Origin of the sequence: Fulvimarina endophytica, assembly GCF_003403015.1 — a bacterium.
Classification (GTDB): Bacteria; Pseudomonadota; Alphaproteobacteria; order Rhizobiales; family Rhizobiaceae; genus Fulvimarina; species Fulvimarina endophytica.
Genome location: NZ_QURL01000001.1, coordinates 466,030 through 486,106 on the forward strand (window position 1 = coordinate 466,030; position 20,077 = coordinate 486,106).

Annotated in this window: 21 protein-coding genes and 1 tRNA gene; 10 read left to right on the forward strand and 12 right to left on the reverse strand. The window is 62.4% G+C overall.

The genetic code is table 11. From position 1 onward, the window contains the following. Nucleotides 1–200: 200 nt before the first annotated feature. Entirely contained in the window at nt 201–1,043 is an 843-nt protein-coding gene (locus DYI37_RS02005) for an inositol monophosphatase family protein (RefSeq protein ID WP_116681503.1), read from the reverse strand. 6 nt (nt 1,044–1,049) lie between these two features. Then, nucleotides 1,050–1,952, reverse strand: coding sequence for a tRNA 2-thiocytidine(32) synthetase TtcA (gene ttcA, locus DYI37_RS02010; RefSeq protein WP_116681504.1), 903 nt, complete (start codon nt 1,950–1,952; stop codon nt 1,050–1,052). A 112-nt stretch (nt 1,953–2,064) separates the two neighbouring features. Here ttcA and DYI37_RS02015 point away from each other — a divergent pair. Further along, nucleotides 2,065–2,139, forward strand: a tRNA-Gly gene (locus DYI37_RS02015). Between the two features lie 793 nt (nt 2,140–2,932). Continuing rightward, entirely contained in the window at nt 2,933–3,286 is a 354-nt protein-coding gene (locus DYI37_RS02020; protein WP_116681505.1) for a helix-turn-helix domain-containing protein, read from the forward strand. A gap of 82 nt (nt 3,287–3,368) precedes the next feature. Here DYI37_RS02020 and DYI37_RS02025 read toward each other — a convergent pair whose 3' ends face one another. The 6 genes from DYI37_RS02025 to DYI37_RS02050 form a co-directional block, all read right to left on the reverse strand. Then, on the reverse strand, nt 3,369–5,012 hold the full coding sequence (locus DYI37_RS02025) for an NTP transferase domain-containing protein (protein WP_116681506.1): 1,644 nt from the start codon (nt 5,010–5,012) through the stop codon (nt 3,369–3,371). Then, nucleotides 5,009–5,725 (reverse strand): XdhC family protein, encoded by a 717-nt coding sequence (locus DYI37_RS02030; RefSeq protein ID WP_116681507.1) that lies wholly within the window; start codon nt 5,723–5,725, stop codon nt 5,009–5,011. Before DYI37_RS02030 ends, DYI37_RS02025 begins: the two co-directional genes overlap by 4 nt. Next, a complete protein-coding gene (locus DYI37_RS02035; RefSeq protein WP_245413737.1) occupies nt 5,722–6,084 on the reverse strand; it encodes an XdhC family protein in 363 nt (120 codons plus the stop codon). The genes DYI37_RS02030 and DYI37_RS02035 overlap by 4 nt, the downstream gene beginning before the upstream one ends. Before the next feature lie 120 nt (nt 6,085–6,204). Then, the gene (locus DYI37_RS02040; protein WP_116681508.1) at nt 6,205–7,455 is read right to left on the reverse strand and encodes a vWA domain-containing protein; all 1,251 of its coding nucleotides are present in this window, start codon (nt 7,453–7,455) and stop codon (nt 6,205–6,207) included. 8 nt (nt 7,456–7,463) lie between these two features. Then, a complete protein-coding gene (locus tag DYI37_RS02045) occupies nt 7,464–8,381 on the reverse strand; it encodes an AAA family ATPase (RefSeq protein WP_116681509.1) in 918 nt (305 codons plus the stop codon). 46 nt (nt 8,382–8,427) lie between these two features. Further along, entirely contained in the window at nt 8,428–8,925 is a 498-nt protein-coding gene (locus DYI37_RS02050) for a flavin reductase family protein (RefSeq protein ID WP_245413738.1), read from the reverse strand. Nucleotides 8,926–9,117: 192 nt separating this feature from the next. Between DYI37_RS02050 and DYI37_RS02055 the strand changes: the two genes are divergently transcribed. From DYI37_RS02055 to DYI37_RS02070, 4 genes are all read left to right on the forward strand, one after another. Then, nucleotides 9,118–9,447: a DUF3140 domain-containing protein gene (locus DYI37_RS02055; RefSeq protein ID WP_116681510.1), complete on the forward strand. Its 330-nt coding sequence runs from the start codon at nt 9,118–9,120 to the stop codon at nt 9,445–9,447. 167 nt (nt 9,448–9,614) lie between these two features. Beyond that, nucleotides 9,615–11,009, forward strand: coding sequence for a circularly permuted type 2 ATP-grasp protein (locus DYI37_RS02060; protein ID WP_116681809.1), 1,395 nt, complete (start codon nt 9,615–9,617; stop codon nt 11,007–11,009). 78 nt (nt 11,010–11,087) lie between these two features. Next, nucleotides 11,088–12,122, forward strand: coding sequence for an alpha-E domain-containing protein (locus DYI37_RS02065; protein ID WP_116681810.1), 1,035 nt, complete (start codon nt 11,088–11,090; stop codon nt 12,120–12,122). 135 nt (nt 12,123–12,257) lie between these two features. Beyond that, complete coding sequence (locus tag DYI37_RS02070) at nt 12,258–13,034, forward strand: proteasome-type protease (protein WP_116681511.1); 777 nt, start codon at nt 12,258–12,260, stop codon at nt 13,032–13,034. A gap of 225 nt (nt 13,035–13,259) precedes the next feature. Here the strand turns inward: DYI37_RS02070 and DYI37_RS02075 are convergent, their stop codons facing one another. Together DYI37_RS02075 and DYI37_RS02080 are read right to left on the reverse strand one after the other, a co-directional pair. Next, on the reverse strand, nt 13,260–14,003 hold the full coding sequence (locus tag DYI37_RS02075; RefSeq protein ID WP_116681512.1) for a PspA/IM30 family protein: 744 nt from the start codon (nt 14,001–14,003) through the stop codon (nt 13,260–13,262). Continuing rightward, a complete protein-coding gene (locus DYI37_RS02080) occupies nt 14,000–14,440 on the reverse strand; it encodes a DUF2170 family protein (protein WP_199520056.1) in 441 nt (146 codons plus the stop codon). The genes DYI37_RS02075 and DYI37_RS02080 overlap by 4 nt, the downstream gene beginning before the upstream one ends. Before the next feature lie 265 nt (nt 14,441–14,705). Here DYI37_RS02080 and DYI37_RS02085 point away from each other — a divergent pair, with 265 nt between their 5' ends. The 4 genes from DYI37_RS02085 to DYI37_RS02100 all read left to right on the forward strand — a co-directional run bounded on the left by DYI37_RS02085 (nt 14,706) and on the right by DYI37_RS02100 (nt 17,642). Further along, on the forward strand, nt 14,706–15,365 hold the full coding sequence (locus DYI37_RS02085) for a DUF2491 family protein (RefSeq protein WP_425365021.1): 660 nt from the start codon (nt 14,706–14,708) through the stop codon (nt 15,363–15,365). Nucleotides 15,366–15,495: 130 nt separating this feature from the next. Then, the gene (locus DYI37_RS02090; RefSeq protein ID WP_116681514.1) at nt 15,496–15,897 is read left to right on the forward strand and encodes a DUF350 domain-containing protein; all 402 of its coding nucleotides are present in this window, start codon (nt 15,496–15,498) and stop codon (nt 15,895–15,897) included. Nucleotides 15,898–15,907: 10 nt separating this feature from the next. Further along, nucleotides 15,908–16,480, forward strand: coding sequence for a DUF1190 domain-containing protein (locus DYI37_RS02095; protein ID WP_116681515.1), 573 nt, complete (start codon nt 15,908–15,910; stop codon nt 16,478–16,480). Nucleotides 16,481–16,484: 4 nt separating this feature from the next. Then, nucleotides 16,485–17,642, forward strand: coding sequence for a glutathionylspermidine synthase family protein (locus DYI37_RS02100; RefSeq protein ID WP_116681516.1), 1,158 nt, complete (start codon nt 16,485–16,487; stop codon nt 17,640–17,642). Nucleotides 17,643–17,733: 91 nt separating this feature from the next. On the opposite strand, the gene DYI37_RS02105 is transcribed toward DYI37_RS02100, so the two are convergent. Both DYI37_RS02105 and DYI37_RS02110 read right to left on the reverse strand, forming a co-directional pair. Continuing rightward, the gene (locus tag DYI37_RS02105) at nt 17,734–18,960 is read right to left on the reverse strand and encodes a pyridoxal-phosphate-dependent aminotransferase family protein (protein ID WP_116681517.1); all 1,227 of its coding nucleotides are present in this window, start codon (nt 18,958–18,960) and stop codon (nt 17,734–17,736) included. A gap of 188 nt (nt 18,961–19,148) precedes the next feature. Beyond that, complete coding sequence (locus DYI37_RS02110; RefSeq protein WP_158555058.1) at nt 19,149–20,003, reverse strand: HAD family hydrolase; 855 nt, start codon at nt 20,001–20,003, stop codon at nt 19,149–19,151. Nucleotides 20,004–20,077: the final 74 nt, after the last annotated feature.

Consider the following 20,077-nt stretch of genomic DNA (forward strand, 5'->3'; position numbering starts at 1 on the left):
GACTGTCGTTGAAATTCGAGGAGGCGCTGGTCGGTCGACGGCCAGCGCCTTTTTCGTTTCGAACCGCAGGATCGTCGGGACCACTGTTCATTCACAGGAATGCGGATGGCCGATGCGGCCTGGATCCAAGGTCGAAACCGCTTCGAGCTGGGTGCGTCCGCAAGGGGGCAGGTACGATCCCCTACCCCGTCACGATTGGCTCAGTGGTCGTCCTTCTGTACCCCGAAGAGCTTGGACGTCGCCGACTGGAAGGTTCGTTCGCTGCACGCGCCGATCAGCGTTCCGTGGCGGCGCGAGGGTCGATAGGTCTCACCGTCGGAGAAGGCAACGCGGCCTCCAGCCTCCGTCACGATCAAAGCCCCCGGCGCATGATCCCAGGGCATGACCTTCGCATAGGCGGTGACATGCGCAGCGCCGGTGGCGAGCATGCGATATTCGGTGCCGGCATTGCGGTAGTTCGAGACCACCTTCAGCTGATCGAGCCGCCTCAGAAGCGCCGTGCGCTGCTTCGGTTCGAAATGGGTGGTCGAGACGATGCCGACGGCTTCCTCGAGAGGCACCGGCCAGGCCACCTTCGCGCGGCGGCTCTCTCCGTTCCCCATCAGCCACTCCGCGCCCGCGCCCTTCTCGGCACGGATCGTGTCGCCGCTGATCGGATCGTGGATCGCTGCGCAGATGGTTTCCCCCTTGCGCGTGACGGCCGCCATGATGCTGAACAGGGGGACACCCGCAGCAAAGTTCGCGGTTCCGTCGATCGGGTCGACGATGACGGCGAGATCGGCATCGGCGATCTTGTCGAGGAGACCGCGATTCTTCTCGCAGACCTCTTCGCCGACGAAGAGCGCATACGCCGCCTCCTTCTCGATCTGCGCCTGTATGAACCGCTCGGCCTCCTCATCGGCTTTGGTCACGAGATCGATGGCCGAAGTCTTCTGGCGCACATCGCCGTCTTCGAGGTTGCGGAACGAAGGCATGACCTTCTGAATGCCGGCCTCGACGAGGATTTCTGTCAGCCTGTCCAGTGCGATGGAATTGTCAGCCACGGAATGTCAGTCCTCTTCCTGTTGGGTGGTCTTTGATGTCAGTCCCGCGAAATCGAAGAGCGAGGGGTCGAGAAGGTGTCCGGCGCGCACATTGGCGAGCGCCTTCATCATCACCGCTTTTCGACCCGGATAGCGTGTTTCGAGATCGCTCAGCATCGTCTTGGTGAGATTGCGTTGCAGCCCGTCCTGGCTGCCGCAGAGATCGCAGGGAATGATCGGGAAACGCATGGCCTCGGCAAAGCGAGCCAGATCCTCCTCCGCCGAATTGATGAGCGGCCGGAAGACGAAGAGATCGCCCTCGTCGTTCAGGAGCTTTGCCGGCATGGCGGAGAGCCGGCCGGCGTGAAGCAGGTTCATGAAGAAGGTTTCGAGGCAATCGTCCCGGTGATGTCCGAGAACGAGCGCCTCGCATCCCTCCTCGCGGGCGATCCGGTAGAGATTGCCGCGCCGAAGCCGCGAACAGAGTGCACAATAGGTCGAATTCTCGGCGACCTTCTCGGTGACGACGGAGTAGGTGTCGCGGTATTCTATCCGGTGCGCGATCCCGTAGCGCGCCAGCCATTCTGGCAGGACGTGCTTCGGGAAGTTCGGCTGACCCTGGTCGAGATTGCAGGCCAGAAGATCCACCGGCAGGAGGCCACGCCATTTCAGATCGAGCAGGATGGCGAGAAGGCCGTAGGAATCCTTGCCCCCGGAAATGCCCACGAGCCAGCGAGAGCCAGGCTTCGCCATGGCGTGGGCCGAGATCGTCTCGCGAACCTCGCGAACCAGCCGTTTGCGCAGCTTCTTGAAGGAGACACTCTCGGGAGCGTCGACGTAAAGCGGATGAACAGGTGCGACGGAGCCTGCGGCATCGCCGCTCTCGCTCTCGCTCGCGTCGTTCGCGCTGGTCCTCGCCGTGTCGAGCATGGTTTCGTCCCTGGCCGCCTTTCGATGCCCACCTCATAGGGAAAGGAAGGGCCGATGTCAGCGTCTTATTCGGCTTGACGCCGCCCCGGCAAAAGAGGATGCTTCGTGCGTTGCGGGCGTAGTTCAGCGGTAGAACGCAAGCTTCCCAAGCTTGATGTCGTGGGTTCGATCCCCATCGCCCGCTCCAGATTACAAGGGGTTAAGCGGTTCAACGGTTTCGTCCGATCGGAACGAACGACGACCGAATGCAATCGGTGGCGCAGAAAGTCCCGCGCGATTCGAACCAAGCTTCGATCGTCCCTGTCCGACCGTTGCGAAAACACGCTTTCTCGATCCGGCTAGATGAGCCTTTCGCCCCGGTTTTCCTCGTCTCGTCGGGTGTTGCGGTCTGAGCAGGCCAATTATCGCGGACATCGGCAGAACTCCTGCGAAAGCTGCGACAAACCAGCTCGCGACGTCGGCCCATTGTGTCCTTTTTGCAAAACCCGGCCGCTGAGCCGCACATCGAGCGCGCGAAAACGTGAAAATACGATCGAACTCCGTTGCGCTTTTCAGACCGTAAATCGTATTATATACTTATATTAATGGCCAGCCTGATGTAGCATGGCCCATCTCTTGTTGGGCGATCTCAGTGAAAGGAGATCTGGCCTTTTTGGCGTATGGAACAGGCTTGTCGGCTAACCGGTTCGAAATGACACTCGAAGCGGGATTCGCATCGACGACAAATCATGTCTTGGCATCGCTCGGAGGACGGATCGACCTGTCACGAAAGGTCTTCGCTGTCAGGACATTGTAAGGGTCTCCACTTCCCATCTCAATTATGCTGGGTCAGGCTTATGGATGGTGGAGTTGAAACTATTTTCATGGCATCTCGTAATCATAGTATACAATCTGCGAGCGAGTAGAAGGTCCGTTGGCGCTCGAATGTCGGTTGCATGCAATGTCGGCGCAATGGACCTCCAGAGTAAAGGAAAATGTGAATGTACGACACCAAAGCGGCTTCGGATATCGACAAGAGCGTCGGTGCAAAGATCAAGCTTGGTCGTCTGATGTCGGGGCTCTCCCGCGAGAAGCTCGGAATCCAGCTGGGAATCAGCTGGCAGCAGATCCAGAAATACGAGTCGGGCGCCAATCGCGTCTCCGCCGGTCGCCTTCACCAGATCGCCCACATTCTCGGGCGTGAAATCCAGTGGTTCTTCGACGACGCCGACAGCGTTTCGGAAGACACCGGCCCGAGCCCGCGCGACATCGGAATGGCCCGCAAGTTCAACAAACTGGCGACCGATCGCAAGAAGGCTCTCGAAGCCCTGATCGACGAGATGGCGCGCCCGTAAGCCGCGCCTGGCCCGAAGGCCGGTGCATGGCGCGGTCGGTCGATCCGCCATGCTCCGACAGGGCTTTCACGCTGAACGACCGTCAGCCTTGGGGCGGGTCCGATATGCGGCCCCGTTCCTTATCAAACCTGTGTCTGGCCTCCTCGAAACGCTCGGGTGTGTCGACATCGAAGCTTGCGCGATCGCCGATATCGACGAGTTTGATCGGGTATCGAGATCCATCGAGGATCGACGCGGCGCCCAGATCGCCGGTCAGGGCGGCGACCGCGCCTTTCAGACCCATCGGCAGGATCACCGGGTTCCGGCGCTTGTGACCATCTGACGCTGCGACCACAGCCCTCCCCTCGCTCTCGCGAAAGACGTCGATCATCCGGTCGATATCTTGCGATGTGAGAAAGGGTTGATCGGCGAGAAGGACGAGAATTCCGTCGATATCGCCCGCCTCTTCGAAACCGCGCCTGAGCGAAGTCGACAATCCACTCGCGAAATCGCGATTGGATACAATCGTAAGATCGCGCCCTTCGAGCGCCGCTCTCACCTCCTCTTCGCGATGGCCGACGACGACCCGTACCTCGTGCGCCTTGTCCGCTCCCATCGCGATATCCACCGCATGTCGGACGAGCGGCAGTCCAGGTGATATCTCCATTAACAGTTTGTGGTTTTCGCCCATGCGCGTCGAGCGCCCCGCCGCGAGAACGAGGATATCGACCGCAGATCGCGATGGCTTGCCCCTGATCTGACGCGGCCGCGGCCGGGTCTCGATTTCGGCCAGCAGTCCGCCGACGCCGAAACGCTGGAGCACCTCGGGTCCGAATTCGAGATCGGCCAGCATGCGGTCGAGCACCCAGTCGAACCCGTTTTCCTTCGGGCTGCGCGCGCAGCCGGGCGCCCCGATGACGACGCCGTCTCCGAGCCGCCCCATCAGGAGCAGATTGCCGGGATCGACGGGCATGCCGAAATAGGAGATCGCGCCGCCCGCGCGCTCGATCGCGTCCGGAATGACGTCACGCCTGTCGATGACCGCCGAGGCACCGAATACGATGATGAGGTCCGCGGAGGACGCATCATTTATTGCCTTCGCAAGGTCTTCCGAGCGATGAGCGACGCGCGCCTCGCTCTCGATCCACGAGCCTGAGACGGCAAGGCGTTCGGCAGTGACCCGGCGGGTCTTGTCGAGCATCTTCGCCTTCGTGTTCGGCAGGATGGTCTGGATCAGCGAGACGGATCTGGCCCGAAACGGCGAAAGGCGGATGGTTTCGCGGTCGGCGATCACATCCAGCGCCCGCTCGACCGATGTTCCTGGAACCGCAAGGGGGATGATCTTGATCGTTGCGACCATCTGTCCCTCGCGCACCGGCGAGAAGGAGGCGAGCGTTGCGAGGGTGATCGCCGGATCGACGGCATTCAGAGCGTCCACGGACGCTCTGTCGATCGTCACGAGGCCGGCGCGTCGCGCATGGAGATTGACCCGTCCTGTTGTGGCCTCGCCGACCTCCAGGTGTTCGCAACCGAGCGCTGCGCCGATCCGCGCCGCGGCCTCGTCCTCACCGATATCCCCGGCGTCGAGCCGCGCTGCGACCACGGCGTGGATACCGGCGTCACGAAGCGTTTCGACGTCGATGCGCGAGAGGCGCGTGCCCTTTGCGAGGTCGACGTCGCCGATCCGCGTCGCATGGGCGAGAACGGCGTTCTCGGCGTCCTCGATCGCAACCTCGCCGAACCTCATTCGCCTGCCTGTTCTCCGCGCCGTTCGGCAAACATCTTGCGTTTGCGGAATGCTTCGATGATCGACGCCATGATGGCGACGGCGATCTCGCCGGGGCTTGCCGCCCCGATATCCGCGCCGATCGGAGCATCGATCCGGCTCGTCAGATGATCGGCGATACCGGCTTCCTTCAGCCGTTCGAGCCGGCGCGCATGCGTCTTCCGGCTGCCGAGAGCACCGATATAGAAACACCCCGACTTCAGAGCCTCGATCAGCGGACCATCGTCGATCTTCGGATCGTGGGTGATCAGAGCGATGGCGGTGTAGGCGTCCAAGGGGCGCGTCCTAAGGACCACATCGGGCCATTCCGCATGCAGTTCGAAGCCTGAAAAACGCTCCGGCGTCGCGAAGGCCGTGCGCGGATCGATGATCTCCACGTCGTAGCCGGCGAGCCGCGCGATGGGCGCCAGCGCCTGGGAAATGTGGACCGCACCGATCAGGACGATCCGCACCGGCGGGAGATAGACATTGACGAAGCTCTCGCCCTCCGGCCCTTCGACGATCCCGGACTTGCCAGACCGGATTGCTCGTTCGAGAAGTTCGGCAATCGGGTCGCGACCGATCTCGGCTTCGCGCACGAGCCGTTGATTGCCGGTCGCAAGATCCGTCACGGTCAGGACGGCCCGGCGAGCCGCGCGCTCGGCGTTCACGGCATCGATCAGATCGCGTCTCATCGGAGCACCGGCTCCACATAGACCCGGATCCGTCCGCCACATGAGAGGCCGACACGCCAGGCGGTTTCGTCTGCGACGCCGAAATCGAGCATTTTCGGCGATCCGGTTTCGATGACGTCGAGGGCCTCGGCGATTACCGCGCCTTCGACGCAGCCGCCGGACACCGATCCCTCGAAGCGGCCTTCGTCGTCGATGATGAGATGGCTTCCGGTGGGACGGGGCGCCGAGCCCCAGGTCTCCACCACGGTTGCCAGCGCCAGTCTGCGTCCGCCTGCCGACCATCGTCCGGCAAGCGCAAGCACGTCCAGTTCCAAACCGGAGCCTTCGTCCGGCGATGCGCCGTTCGTATCGGTCATCATGATCTAGATCTCGCCTCTTGTTCCGTGATGCGGCCGGTCCGTCCGACCCAACCCGCTCGTCGCCCCTGATCGCAATGGTCTTCCTGAAACCGAAGTTCCGCCCTCACACGGGCTCCCGCTTCAGATCGCCCGGAGCCACTGCTTCGGATCGGCGGAAGCGGTCGAGGATTGCGAAAGAACGGTGCACAGGTCGGCCATCGCGTTGAGCGAATGGGCGGCGCGGAATTCGTCCACATGCCGCAACATGATCCGTACACCCTTCGCCCGAGCCGAAAAGCCCTCGAACCGCAGAAGCGGATTGAGCCAGATGAGCCGTCCGCAACTCAGATGGAGACGATCCATCTCCGCGTCCAGATCCTCGGCGCTGTCGCGCTCGAGACCGTCGGTGATCAGAAGCACGGTCGCATGCCGGTTCAGGACGCGCCGGGACCAGTCGCGATTGAAATCGTGGATGGCCGAGGCGATCCGCGTACCGCCGGACCAATCCAGGACCGCAGAGGCGCACTCGGCGAAGGCGATATCGGGGTCCTTCCGCCTCAGTTGCCGGGTCACGTTGGTGAGGCGAGTACCGAAGAGAAAGGCGTGAACATGCCGACGCTTTTCCATGATCGCATGGACGAAATGCAGGAAAATGCGGCTGTACTGGCTCATCGAACCGGAGATGTCGGCGATCACGACCAATGGCGGCTGGACGATGCGGGGGGATCGAAAACGCGGAAGCATGAGATCGCCCCCGGTCCGCATGGCCCGGTGCAGCGTCTGCCTCGCATCGATCCTTCGGCCGCGCGCATCGCTCCTGTAGCGCCGGGTGCGGATCTCGTCGCGCGGCAGGCGCAGATCGCCGATCGCCCTGCGCGCGGCAGCGAGTTCCTTCGCCGTCATCTGCGCGAAATCCATGTCGCGAAGCACTTCGCTCCCCGACACCGTGAGCGATGCGTCGATCTCGATCTCCGGACGGTCCTGGCGGGTCTGCTTTTCCTCGGCGCCTTCGAACAGCGAGTCGGCGGCGCGCTTCGAACCGGCCTTCGGCTTTTTCGCATCCGATTGACGCGGCGGTGCCTTGGGCGAGAACATCGCGATCATCTTCTCGATCAGTTCGCGCGAGCGCCAGAAGAGACGGAAGGCTTCCTCGAAGACGGCGGCGTCCTCATGCCGCGTCACGAGCGTTGCGTGAAGCGTCCAATAGAAGTCCTCTCGCGAGGAGAAGCCGGAAACGGTTACCGCTTCGATCGCGTCGAGCGTTGCCGACGGGCCGAGCTTCAGGCCGGCCTTGCGAAGGGCGCGTGCGAAATAGGCGATGTTGTCGGCGAGCCGTCCGTCCGGATCGGCCTGCGGGGCCTGACCCTCACTCTTGATCGCCTCGCAGTTCATCCTCTTCCTCAGCCGCCGGTCTCAAGGTCGCGCTTGATCTGATCAAGGATCTTCGTCGTCTCGCCCTGCTGCAGCTTCTCGATATCGTCCTGGTATTTCAGGAGGACACCAAGGGTATCCGAGACATGGCGCGGGTCGAGCGCGACCGCGTCGAGCTCGGTCAGGGCGTTTGCCCAGTCGATCGTTTCCGCGACACCCGGTGCCTTGAACAGATCCCGCTGCCGCAGTTCCTGAACGAAGGCGACGAGTTCGCGCGACAGGTCCGCATTGGCGCGCGGCGCCTTGCGGCGGACGATCTCCAGTTCCCGATCGGCTTCGGGATAATCCACCCAGTGATAGAGACAGCGCCGTTTCAGCGCATCGTGGATCTCACGGGTGCGATTGGTGGTGATCACGACGATCGGCGGCTCAGGCGCCCTTATGGTTCCGAGTTCCGGAATGGTCACCTGGTTATCGGCCAGAACCTCGAGCAGGAACGCCTCGAACGCCTCGTCCGTCCGGTCGAGCTCGTCGATGAGAAGAACCGGAGCCCGCCCGGGCTCGCCTTCCATTGCCTGCAGGATCGGCCGGCGGATCAGGAACTCGTTGGAGAAGATCTCCGATCGGGCCGCATCGCGCGAGGTATCGCCCGAGGCTTCGCGAAGACGAATCTCGATCATCTGAGCCGCGTAGTTCCACTCGTAGAGAGCGGAAGAGACATCCAACCCCTCGTAGCATTGCAGCCTGATCAACGGGCGATCGAGCGCGCTCGCCAAAACCTTGGCGATCTCTGTCTTCCCGACACCCGCCTCGCCTTCGAGGAAGATCGGACGCTTCATGCGCAGGGACAGGAAAAGCACGGTCGCAAGGGCACGATCGGCGACGTAGCCCTCCGCCTCGAGAAGCGAAACCGTGGCATCGATCGTGTCTGGGAGGGCTCTGGTCAACGGTTCGGACCCTGTCGTCTTCGCATTTCCTTCGTCTGACGAAAGGCTAGAGCGAATGCCATGACTGGTCGAGGTAGACCAAAGACGACGCTTCCATCTGTGCGGCGATGGCGAGAACCTCGCCGATGATGATGCGGTGGGTGGCGACGATCTTGGTGTCGATCAGCCGGCAGTCGAATGCAACCGCGGCGCTCCTCAATATCGGGGCGCCTGTTTCGGCCTTCGACCAGTCGCCGAGCGCGAACCGCTGGTCGGCGTCGAGGCCACCCTCTCCGGCAAAGGCCCGCGCGAGCTGTTCATCGCCGCCGCTGAGAACGTTGAGCGCGAAGCAGCCATTCGCCTCGAAGCGCTGGTTCTGGGGACTGGAGGTATTGAGGCAGACGAGGAGTGTCGGGGGATCGGCCGACACGGAGCAACTCGACGTGACCGTCAGCCCTCGCGCGCCGGCGGGACCGTCGGTCGTCGCCAGGCACACGCCGGCCGCGAAGCGACGCATGGCGGTCTTGAAATCGGCGGGATCGATCCGGGAAGTGGCTTGCAGCAAGTGCTGTGACCTTTGGCAGCTGAGATTCTCGTTCGTGGGTCGCAGATAAGACTACACGCTTCGAAAGCACGGGTCGAACCGGGCAATTCTCCTCAAAAAGCGGTCGATCGGTGCGCTGCGACATTGACGGCTGCAACCGCCGCGATGTGTTCCCTGTTTCATGACTTCCGAGCGAACAGGAAGGATCGAACGATGGCGAAGGATCGCGACGAGGTTTGGGACGAGTTTCGAGAACTCGTGAACATGGCCCCGAAGGAACTGGAAGAGTGGCTGGAAACGGATGAGTCGAAGTCCGTCGGAGATAGCGACCAGGGCGAGTCGACCGGCCATGAGAGCGGGCGCAAGATCGTCGAGATCAAGCGGACGAAGAAGGACGACCTCTCGGACGCGCAATGGGATTGGATGGCGAAGGTCGTCGGCTACATCAACCGGCACAAGGCGCAGAAACCGAAAGGAGATGTCGAGGACACCGACTGGCGCTACTCCCTGATGAACTGGGGCCACGACCCCCTGAAGGACTGAGTCACGGCCTTGCCGTCCAGTGGTCGCCTGCATGACCTCGCTGCTCAAAAAAGGAGCCCGCGCGATATGATTCTGTCACATGGTGACCTTGTTCGTCGCGCGGAGCGCTTTCTATAGTCGGGTGACAGACACCAGACTTGGAGCCCGCCGTGCCGACGTTCGACGAAATGTTGCTTTCAGAGAATTCAGTACGGCCGCCTTATGAGCGGTTTCACACGTGGTTCGGCGAACAAGACGTTCAGGAGCTTTCCGCAAAGGCATCCGAGGCCGAAGCCTTCTTCAGGCGCACCGGCATCACGTTCAACGTCTACGGCCAGCAGGAAGCGGCCGAGCGCCTGATCCCCTTCGACATGGTTCCGCGCATCATCGCAAAGAGCGAATGGGACCGGCTTGCGGAAGGGATCGAGCAGCGCGTCGCAGCCCTCAACCTCTTCCTGCACGACATCTACCACGATCAGGAGGTCGTGAAGGCCGGAATCCTCCCCGAACGGCTTCTGAAGAACAACGAAGCGTTTCTTCCTCAGATGGTCGGCTTCACGCCGCCGGGCAATGTCTACACCCACATCATCGGCACCGACATCGTGCGGACCGGCGAAGACCAGTTCTACGTTCTCGAGGACAATGCCCGCACGCCGTCCGGCGTGTCCTACATGATCGAGAACCGTGAAACGATGATGCAGATGTTCCCGGAGCTGTTCGCGCAGAACCGGGTGAGGCCGGTCGAGACCTATCCCCAGCATCTGCGCCGTTCCCTCGAAGCCGTGGCGCCGCCTGCCTGCAACGGCAAACCGCGCGTCGCGGTTCTGACGCCCGGCATCTTCAACTCCGCCTATTTCGAGCATTCCTTCCTCGCGGACCAGATGGGCGTCGAGCTGATCGAGGGTTCGGACGTCGCCGAGATCGACGGGCGCATCCAGATGCGGACCACGGAAGGCTATGTGCCGATCGACGTGATCTACAGGCGCATCGACGACGCGTTTCTGGATCCCCGTGCGTTCAATCCGGAATCGATGCTGGGCATTCCCGGCATCATGGACGCCTACAAGCGCGGGGCCGTCACCATCGCCAATGCGCCGGGAACCGGGATCTCGGACGACAAGGCGATCTATTCCTACATGCCGGAAATCGTGGAGTTCTTCACCGGCAAACCGGCCCTCCTCGAAAACGTGCCGACCTGGCGATGTGCCGAGGAAGACAGCCTCAAATACGTCCTCGACAATCTCGCGGACCTCGTGGTGAAGGAAGTCCACGGGTCGGGCGGATACGGCATGCTCGTCGGCCCGACCTCGACGAAAGCGGAACGCGAGGAGTTCGCCGCGAAGCTGCGGAACGATCCTCAAAACTACATCGCGCAGCCGACCCTCGCGCTCTCCACCGTCCCGATCCTCGCCGACGGGGCGCTTTCGCCGCGGCACGTGGATCTGCGACCTTTCGTGCTGGTCTCGGACAAGGTCCAGATCATCCCGGGCGGGCTGACCCGTGTCGCGCTCAAGGAGGGGTCGCTCGTGGTCAATTCGAGCCAGGGCGGCGGAACGAAGGATACCTGGGTCCTCAAGGACTGATTGTCTCTCTCAGGCAGACACTTGTTGGACAGGACCGGGCCCGATCCGTGGTTCGGAACGACGAAAGGACAGATGGCGATGGCACTCCTCGGACGGACCGCGAACGGACTCTTCTGGATGTTCCGCTATATCGAGCGGGCCGAGAACATGGCCCGGCTGGTCGATGCCGGAACGCGGATTTCGATGACCAATCTCGCGGCCGAAACGGACGAATGGGAATCGATCCTCGTCGCTTCCGGCGTCGCCGATATCTACCGCGAGAAATACGGCGAGATCGACGAAGCCAAAGTCATCGACTTCATGATCCGCGATCAGGACAATCCGTCTTCCATCCGCTCGTCCATCGATACGGCCCGGATGAACGGACGGATGGTGCGAACCGCCCTCACCCGCGAGGTCTGGGAGGCGGTCAACGACTCCTACATGACGATCAAGGCCGCACTCGTCTCACCCGTCACCTCGCGATCCTTGCCGCGGATCCTCGATCTCGTGAAGACGCGCTGCGCCTATATCCGCGGCACTTTCTTCGGGACCATGCTTCGCAACGAGATCTTCGATTTCTGCCGGCTGGGTGCCTATCTCGAACGGGCCGACAATACGGCGCGCATTCTCGACGTGAAATACTGGCTGCTTCTGCCCGAGCATTCGTCGGTGGGCTCGGCCCTCGACAACTTCCAGTGGGTGTCGATCCTGCGTTCGGTCTCCGCCCACCGCTCCTATGCCTGGGAGTACGATGCGAACTACAACGGGCCGGACATCATCGATTTCTTGATGCTCAACAAGCGCATGCCGCGCTCGCTCGGCCACTGCTACAACATGATGCGCGAAGCGATGTCCTATCTGGACCAGGACGTCGAGACCCGAAACCCCTGCGTTCAGCGGATCACACAGATCCACGATCGTCTGTCGAACGTCACCGTTCGCCAGGTGCTCGACAACGGGCTGCACGAGTTCCTCGAATCGTTCATCATCGAAAACAACAATGTCGCCGGCGAAATCGCGAAACACTACCGGTTCTATCCCGACCTTCTGCCGGCCAACCAGAGCGAAACCCAATCCCAGACCCAGCAGCAGACGACGGACGCCGGTTCCATGCAGACCCAGTCCGGTTGACAGCTTAGATCGTGCAGATCCGACACAGTCGAAAATCGACATGCGTTGCTTCGCAACAATGGATGCGCAGCGAAGGGCTGGCGTAAGATTGTTCAGCCAGTTTTGCGAAACGTGTTCTTCGTCGGGAATCGTCCCATGACCTATTGTGTCGGCCTGCTCGTGGATGCCGGTCTCGTATTCATGTCCGATACCAGGACGAATGCGGGCATCGACAATATTTCCACCGTCCTCAAGATGAAGACGTGGGAGGTGCCGGGAGAGCGCTTTCTCTGCCTGCTCTCGGCCGGAAACCTGGCGACCACCCAGTCGGCGGTGTCGCTGCTGGACGAGCGTATGGTCGCCCCGTCCGAACGCCAGCCCGCGATCCTGACCCAGCCGACGATGTTCCAGACGGCGAAACTGATCGGCGAGACATTGCGCGAGGTCATCACCGGGTCATCCGGCCCGCAATGCTCGTCCCCGATGTTTTCCGGCTCGTTCATTTTCGGCGGCCAGATCAAGGGCATGCCGCCTCGCCTCTTCAACATCTATGCCGAGGGCAATTTCGTCGAAGCGGGTGAGGACAATCCGTTCTTTCAGATCGGTGAACACAAATACGGCCGACCGATCATCATCCGGACCTATGACCGCAGCATGTCCCTGGCGGACTGCGCGAAGCTGCTGATGGTCTCCTTCGACTCGACGCTCCGCTCGAACCTATCGGTCGGCCTGCCGCTCGACCTGCAGATCTACGAGCGCGACAGCCTGCGCGCCGGTCTGCGCACGCGCATCACAGGCGAGGACCCCTACTACAAGACCGTCTCGGAAGGCTGGTCGGATGCGCTGAAGAACGCGTTCGATGCGCTTCCGGCGTTCAATCCGGACGCCTGGCGCGAGCACGAGGAGATCGATGTCGGGACCCAGGCAGCCTGACCCGACAGGCCTCGGACGTCATCTTCGGAGAAAAGCGCCCGCCGCGATGACGGCGGGTCGGGCATCGTATCGGGCGGGTGCCGCGAGCTCCGTCGAACGTGGAACGCCCAACTTCGCGCAATCAAGGCAGCGGCCCGGGATGCCGATGCATCGGGCCGCCGCGACGTTCGAGCGCCATAGGGGCTCATACCGATGGCCGCCGGTCGAAACCGGAGGCCGCCGGTATCAGTTGGACTTGCGCTCGATCCCCAGCGGATCGCGGGACTGTTCGAGCGCCGGGGTCGAGTCGCCGCGGATCTGAGCGAGCACGTCGTCGGCCGAGGAGGAACTGCGCCCTCCGATGCCGGCCTCGGCGAGCTGCCTGTCTAGATCCGAGCCCGATTCCAGGGCAGCAAGCTCGGCCCCCGCTTCGATCCGCCCGCGCGTCTCGTCCTGCCTGCGCCGGATCCGCTCGAGCGAATCCATCGCATTGCCGAGTTTGGAATTCACGCCCGACTGGGAGTGGGCGATGGCCGACTGCGCCTTGATCAGCGATTCGTTCGCCTTTACGTTCTCGACTTCACGGCGCATCTGCTGCAGCCGATGCTCGGTCTCCTGGATCGCGCGGGTCATCTGGGTCTGGCTCGCCTGCATGCGCTCCAGTTCCCCCTGATCGCGATGGACCTCCTGCCGTGTGGTCGCGATACGATCGGCCAGTCCACGTGCGAGATCCTCGCGGCCTGCCTGAAGAGCCGCCCGTGCGCTCTCGGTATCGCGCGCTTCCTTCTGGCGTGCGTCCTCGATCTGGCGCGCCATCCGCTTGTTGGAGGCCATGATGCCCGCAAGGTCCGAGCGCGCCTTGCGCAGGGATGCCTCGGCGTCGCGGATCTCCTGATCGAGGATGCGCAGTGCCTGCTTGTCCGCAACTGATTCCGCCGCTTCGTTGGCGCCGCCGCGCATGGCGGTGAACAGTTTACCCCAGACGCTCATTGTCCGAACTCCCCGTTTCTCCAGTCATGGATCATGTCGGCTGCGTCCACGGCGTTCTCGGCGAGGACGGCGATCTCTTCGAGCATCGCATGCTCGCTGGACAAAGCCGAGAGCGCGCCGAACAGCTCGTACCACTCCTCGCCATCGATCGTGACGATCCCGAAGGTCGAGAGCGGGACGAGCTTGTGCGTCGAGAGAATCATCCGATCGAATTCAGCCCGCCGGGGCACTTCGGACGCCTTGACGAGGATCACACTCGCAAGAACCTGGTCGCCGCTGGCGGTGATGAGGACGTCGAGATCGCCCTTCTCCCTCAGTGTGACGCGAAGAACGTCGGTTTCCTCGACGACGGAGACGTCCACATCGCCGAGCTCGTCCGGATCGGACGCGAAAAGCTCCGTGAGGCTTGCGAGATTCCAGGGTTCCAAGTGTTCCATAGCCTTTCCTGATGGCGGTTCCGGCGAATTTTTACATCACTCGAAAAGCCATGTTCAATCGTGCCACTTTAAGGCGGCGATCAAGGCTGCGTCATGACGAGTACGGACGGTTCTCGTGACCGTTCGGTATCGGCATCATCGGGCGGGCCGGCGCAACGGGGCTCGCGGCCATGTCGCCTCTGCCCCTGCGATCCTCTATATCTCCGGTCACCGGCAGCATATGCGCCGGGTTCGTTTGCAACGCTGTGGAGGGAAGCCCTCGATGATCTTCTCGTTGTTCGGAAGAAAGGGCGAAGAACCCGCACTGCCGAAGGAACTCGGGCCCCTCGGCATTCCCATCGGTGGGGCCCTTGAACTGGACCTTCTTTCGCTGGAGGCCGATACGGTCGGAGGCACGCCGGGGATGCGCCTGCCGGAAGGCGGAACGTTCATCTGCGCCGCCTTCGGCGAAGCACGCCTCGACGCAGACACCATGCTGTCGCGCTATTACGACGAAGAGGACCGGATGCTTCAGGTCCTCTCGCGCAGCGGCCGCTTCGGCGATGCCATCGACGATCTCAGCATCTACCATCCCTGGGACAGCGTCGTGCCGGCCGGAAGCGGTGAATGGGAAAGATGGACGGGACGCGACGGGCTCGTCGGCCAGTCTCGATACGATGCGGACGGAATTCTCTTCGAACGCTATTGGGGGGAAGGCGAGGAGCGGGCCGAGCTCGTCGAATTCGTCGAGGATGTCGACGACGGCCGCGACAAGCGCGCCATCCATCAGACCTGCATGCTCTATTTCCGTCCTCTCGGTCGCACCCGGGAGATGCTGCTGATCAATGTGGAACGGGACCTTTCGGCGGGATCGTCCCGGCAGGGCGGCTCGATCGAATTTCTCTTGGGTTATGGCCTCGGCGCCGCCGATGTGAGACGTGTCTAGTATGAGATTCAGACGCGGAAAGCCGTCCGTCGTGCCGCGTTCGTGATGACGGCCGTCTCGCGGCTGCTGTAGACACGACACTTGAGACGAAGCGCACGATCGCGTTGTCCAACGAAGTGCAGGAGAAACGATGTTCGGTTACGTAATGGGTCTGCCGGCCTTTCTGGCCTATTTCATCCTCGGGCTCGTGCTCTACGGGCTCTTTGCGGCGATCTACACGGCCCTGACGCCTCATAAGGAAATCCAGCTGATCCGCGACGGTAACATGGCCGCGATCGTCGCCTATCTCGGCGCGATCATCGGTTTCGGTGTCGTCCTGTCCTCGGCGGCGCAGAATTCCGTCTCGATCGTCGACTTCATCATCTGGGCTTTGATCGGGGTTCTGGTTCAGATCCTCGCCTTCTTCATCGCATCGGCGACGATGACCCGGCTTCACGAACGCATCACCAAGGGTGAAATCGCCGCAGGGGTGTGGAGCGCCGGTAATTCCATCGCAATCGGTCTGCTCAATGCGGCCTGCATGACTTACTGAGGAGGCCAAGATGGCAAGACGCAAACGCGCCGCACGCCCCCCTCGCCTCGCCCTCGGCACGATCGCAGCCACCGGGTTGATCCTCTCCGGCTGCGGAGACGAGCCGGCGACGGACGCGGTCTACAACACGCCGAGCGAGTGCGCGGCCTCAGGGGTGGATCTCCAGATCTGTGAGGCGGAATATCAGCAGGCGCTCCAGCAGCATCTCCAGAATGCGCCGCGTTTCGACGGGCAGGCCGCCTGCGAGGCGGAGTATGGCGAAGGGCGCTGTCTCTCGTCCGGAAACCTGCCCGGTGAACAGCAGACGGACGGCGGGACCGGATCCTTCTTCCTGCCGTTCATGACAGGCTATCTCGTGTCCTCGGCCATCGGCAACCTCTCGAGCTATGCCGCCTATCGCAATTACCGCTCGAGCCCGTCCTACAACTACTCCGCTCCGATCTATCAGAACCGCGCCGGTCAGACGGTGACCAGCGCCACTCAGGGCGGCCAGAGAGTGTCGCGGCCCGTGAACGTGAACACACGCACCGTCGCGCGTTCGGGCTTCGGAGGGCGGTCGTCCGGCGGCTTCTTCGGCGGCTGAACCGGTGAAGCGGATCACGCTCGAGGAGCGTCCAGACTGGCGCGATAAAGCTGCGGCCGTCGGCTTCGGCTTTCACGAGATGTATGGCGAGCCCTACTGGCTTGACGATGCCGCCTATCTCTTCACCATGGCCGAAATCGAGGAAGCGATCGAGGACCCCAGCGCGGAACTGCACCGGATGTGCATGGATGTGGCGGCGGACGTCGTGCGCGACCCGGCCCTGATGACGAAGCTCGCAATACCTGAGGCGATGCAGCCCTTGGTCGTTCAGTCCTTCGAACGGCTGGATCGCCATCTCTACGGCCGGTTCGATCTCGCCTATGACGGGACGGGCCCGGCCAAGCTTCTCGAATACAACGCGGATACGCCCACTTCGCTCTTCGAATCGGCCTACTTCCAGTACAACTGGCTGACCGACAATATTGAGCGCGGCGCTCTTCCCGAGGACAGCGATCAGTTCAACGCGATCCAGGAAACCCTGGTCGAGGCTTTCCGGGCATTCTCGAACGAGCCGATCTTCCACTTCGCCGCCTTTACGGAGAACGACGAGGACCGCGGCACGGCAGCCTACCTGATGGACTGCGCCGTCCAGGCAGGCCACAGGACCGAACTTCTGGATATTCGCGAGATTGGCGTCGATGCAGAGGAGCGGTTCACGGATCTCCAGGACCGCACGATCGAGCTCTGCTTCAAGCTCTATCCGTGGGAACACATGCTGCTCGAACCCTTCGCCGAGCATCTCATGAGGTCTCGTACGCAATTCGTCGAGCCCCCATGGAAGGCGATTCTTTCGAACAAGGGCATCCTGCCGCTTCTCTGGGAGCGGTACCCCGGCCACCCCAATCTTCTGCCGGCCTATTTCGCCGAGGACCCGCGCGCCGATAAGCTCCAAAACGCGGTCCGCAAACCGCTGCACTCTCGCGAGGGTGAGAACGTGACGGTCATCGAAGGCGGGATGGAGACCGAGGCCTCGGACGGCGAATACGGCGAAAGCGGCTTCATCGTGCAGGAACTGGCTCGCCTGTTCGAGGACAACGGCAACCATGCCGTTCTCGGAACATGGATCGTCGGCGACACCGCCTGCGGCCTCGGAATGCGCGAGGATCGAAGCCGGATCACGCGCAATCTCTCCCGCTTCGTTCCCCATGTCATCGTCGGCTGACGCCGGGATTGGTTCGTACAACTGAAATAGCCGGCGTTCCCTGCATGGGAGCGCCGGCCTTTCGATCAGGTTCGGGCTACGCGCCCCTTCGTTACTGCAGGTGGCGCTTCAGCTCGGCGACGGCCGCATCCACATCCGTCTTGCAGTCGTGCCGGTTGAGCATGTCGCCGAAGCGCCGCGTGATCTCGGTCAGTTCCTCTTCCTTCAGAAGGTTGAGGATGCCGACGCGAATCTGGGTCGGCTCCGAGAGCGTCGGCCAGATGCAGAAGTTCTCGGCACGACACTTGGCGACGAAATCCTTCTCCTGTCCGTGCAGCTGCTCGGGCAGATCGAGGACGAGAAGACTGGTCATGTTGGAGGTCACCGTGCAGCCCATTTTCGTCAGCGCGGCGTTGAGCGCCTTTTCCGCCGTGCGATAGCGCTCCGCACGCTGCAGCATCCCCTCCTCGAGAACCATCCGCAAAGCTTCGTGGAAGCTCGCGACCGCATAGGGCGAATGGGTGCGGTGATAGCTGCCCTTCTCGACGTCCTGACCCTCGATGATCGACCAGTGGCGCGCTTCGAGAATGGGATGATGAGCAAAGGACCGCCCGCCGACCTTCTTCAATTCCTCGATATAGGTGTCCGAGAAGGTGACCGGCGAATAGGTGAGAGGCAGCGCCATGACACCCTTCTGGGGACAGGAGGCCCAGCCATGGATGCCGGGATAATCGTCCGCGCGGAACTCGGCGATGCCGAGGGAGGAGACCGCGTCGACGAGACCCAGGACGCCATGCTTCTCGCAGGCATCGCTGAACCCGCGAATGTCGTTGACCCGGCCGGAGCCCGTCTCCCAATGGGCCATGGCGGCCCATTTGGGCTTGTGCTCGCCGAGCGCCTTCTCGACAATCTCGCCGCTGACGGACTGGCCGTGCGGCACCTTGACCGTGATCACGGATGCCGCTTTCGGGTCGAGGGAGTTCGCCTGCAGCTCTTCCTCGGTCGCGCCCTTCATGCGCACGGACAGCTCGTCGATACCCGAGAAGGTCCCGTTGACGAAGAGGACGATCTTCTCGCCCGGATGGACGACGCTGAACATCATGTCGAGGCCCGACCAGCCGGTGCCGGCGACGCCGAAGGTGTGGACGTTGTTCGTGCCCCAGATCTCGCGGAGCATCTTCTTCGCCTCGATCATGCCCCGGATGACGTCCGGATTCATGTGATCGGCGACGCCCTGATTGTAATAGGCATCGAGAACACGCTGGGAGGTGTTACCGGGGCCGGGACCGGCCGCGATCGTGTTGGGGATCTTCAGTTCCGGAAAAACGGGTGCGTTCATGACTAGGCTCCTCCCTGCGGTTCGACCGGGTGGGGGCGAGGTCGTCTCCCCCTCGCCGGCCGCCGTTCGGTCCGACCGATCGCATCGATCTCTCCCGAAGATATAAGGCCGGCCATGCCGATCGGCTCACACCCGAACGAAGACAAAAAATCTACCCGCGATGGCAGGGTCCGCCGGCAAGCGGTGGATCAGCCCTGCCCTTTCTGGCCGAGGCGCGAGAGCGCGATGCGCGACGCGATGGATTGAACCGCATAGGTGAGGGACTGCATCATCTCGCCTCCTTCGGCATAGCTGGCCGGGGCGAGATTGGTGGGCCGCTGGCGCCCGTGCATCTTTTCCGCCGCAGCGAAGCCACCGTTCTGACGAACGGCGATCGCGATGCCGCCATTGGCTTCCACATACTGGAATGCCTCGAGGTCGGAGGCCCCGTCTCCGACGAAGATCATCTGGTTGGGGGGGACGGCCTTGTCCTCGTCGGCGACGGCCTTCGTCGTCGATTCGGGCGCGTTCGCGCCGAGAATGCTGAAGCCCTTGGACAGCGCCTCCATGTAGCGAGCCTTTTCCGGATGGGTCAGCGCACGCTTGATGAAGACGGCATCGCCCTTCTCGTCGAAATGGAGAGACGAGCCCCAGATCCGGTCGAAGCAGGACCGGATCTTCGAATGTTCGATGAGGTCCACATAGCCGCAGGAGATGACGGTGAAGTCAACGTTCACCCCGGGGGCGACGGCATGGGCCGCCTCACGGATGCGTTCGGGCATCTCGCAGACCTCGTCGTAAAGTTTCATCTCCTCGGCAGCTTCACGCAGCACGTCGCGGCTCAATGGTCGCCCGCGCGCCCGGCCTGCGGTGATCAGAGCGTAGGCTCGCGCATTGATCGAGTCCCAGGTCGCATCGTCGAGGGGCGCCCTGAACTCTTCTTGCCACTCCTCCATGTCGAGGCCCATGACGCGGACAAGAACCCCGATCGAGGACTCGCCCAGCGTTTCGTCGAAATCGAAGGCGAGCGCAATGCGATCGTGAAGCGGCCTGGTAACCTGCATGGTCGGGGGGTCTTTCTGCATCTGCGGTTTCGCATGCAGAAAGAGGGCCGGCGCCGGGTGCGACAAGTGCGGCA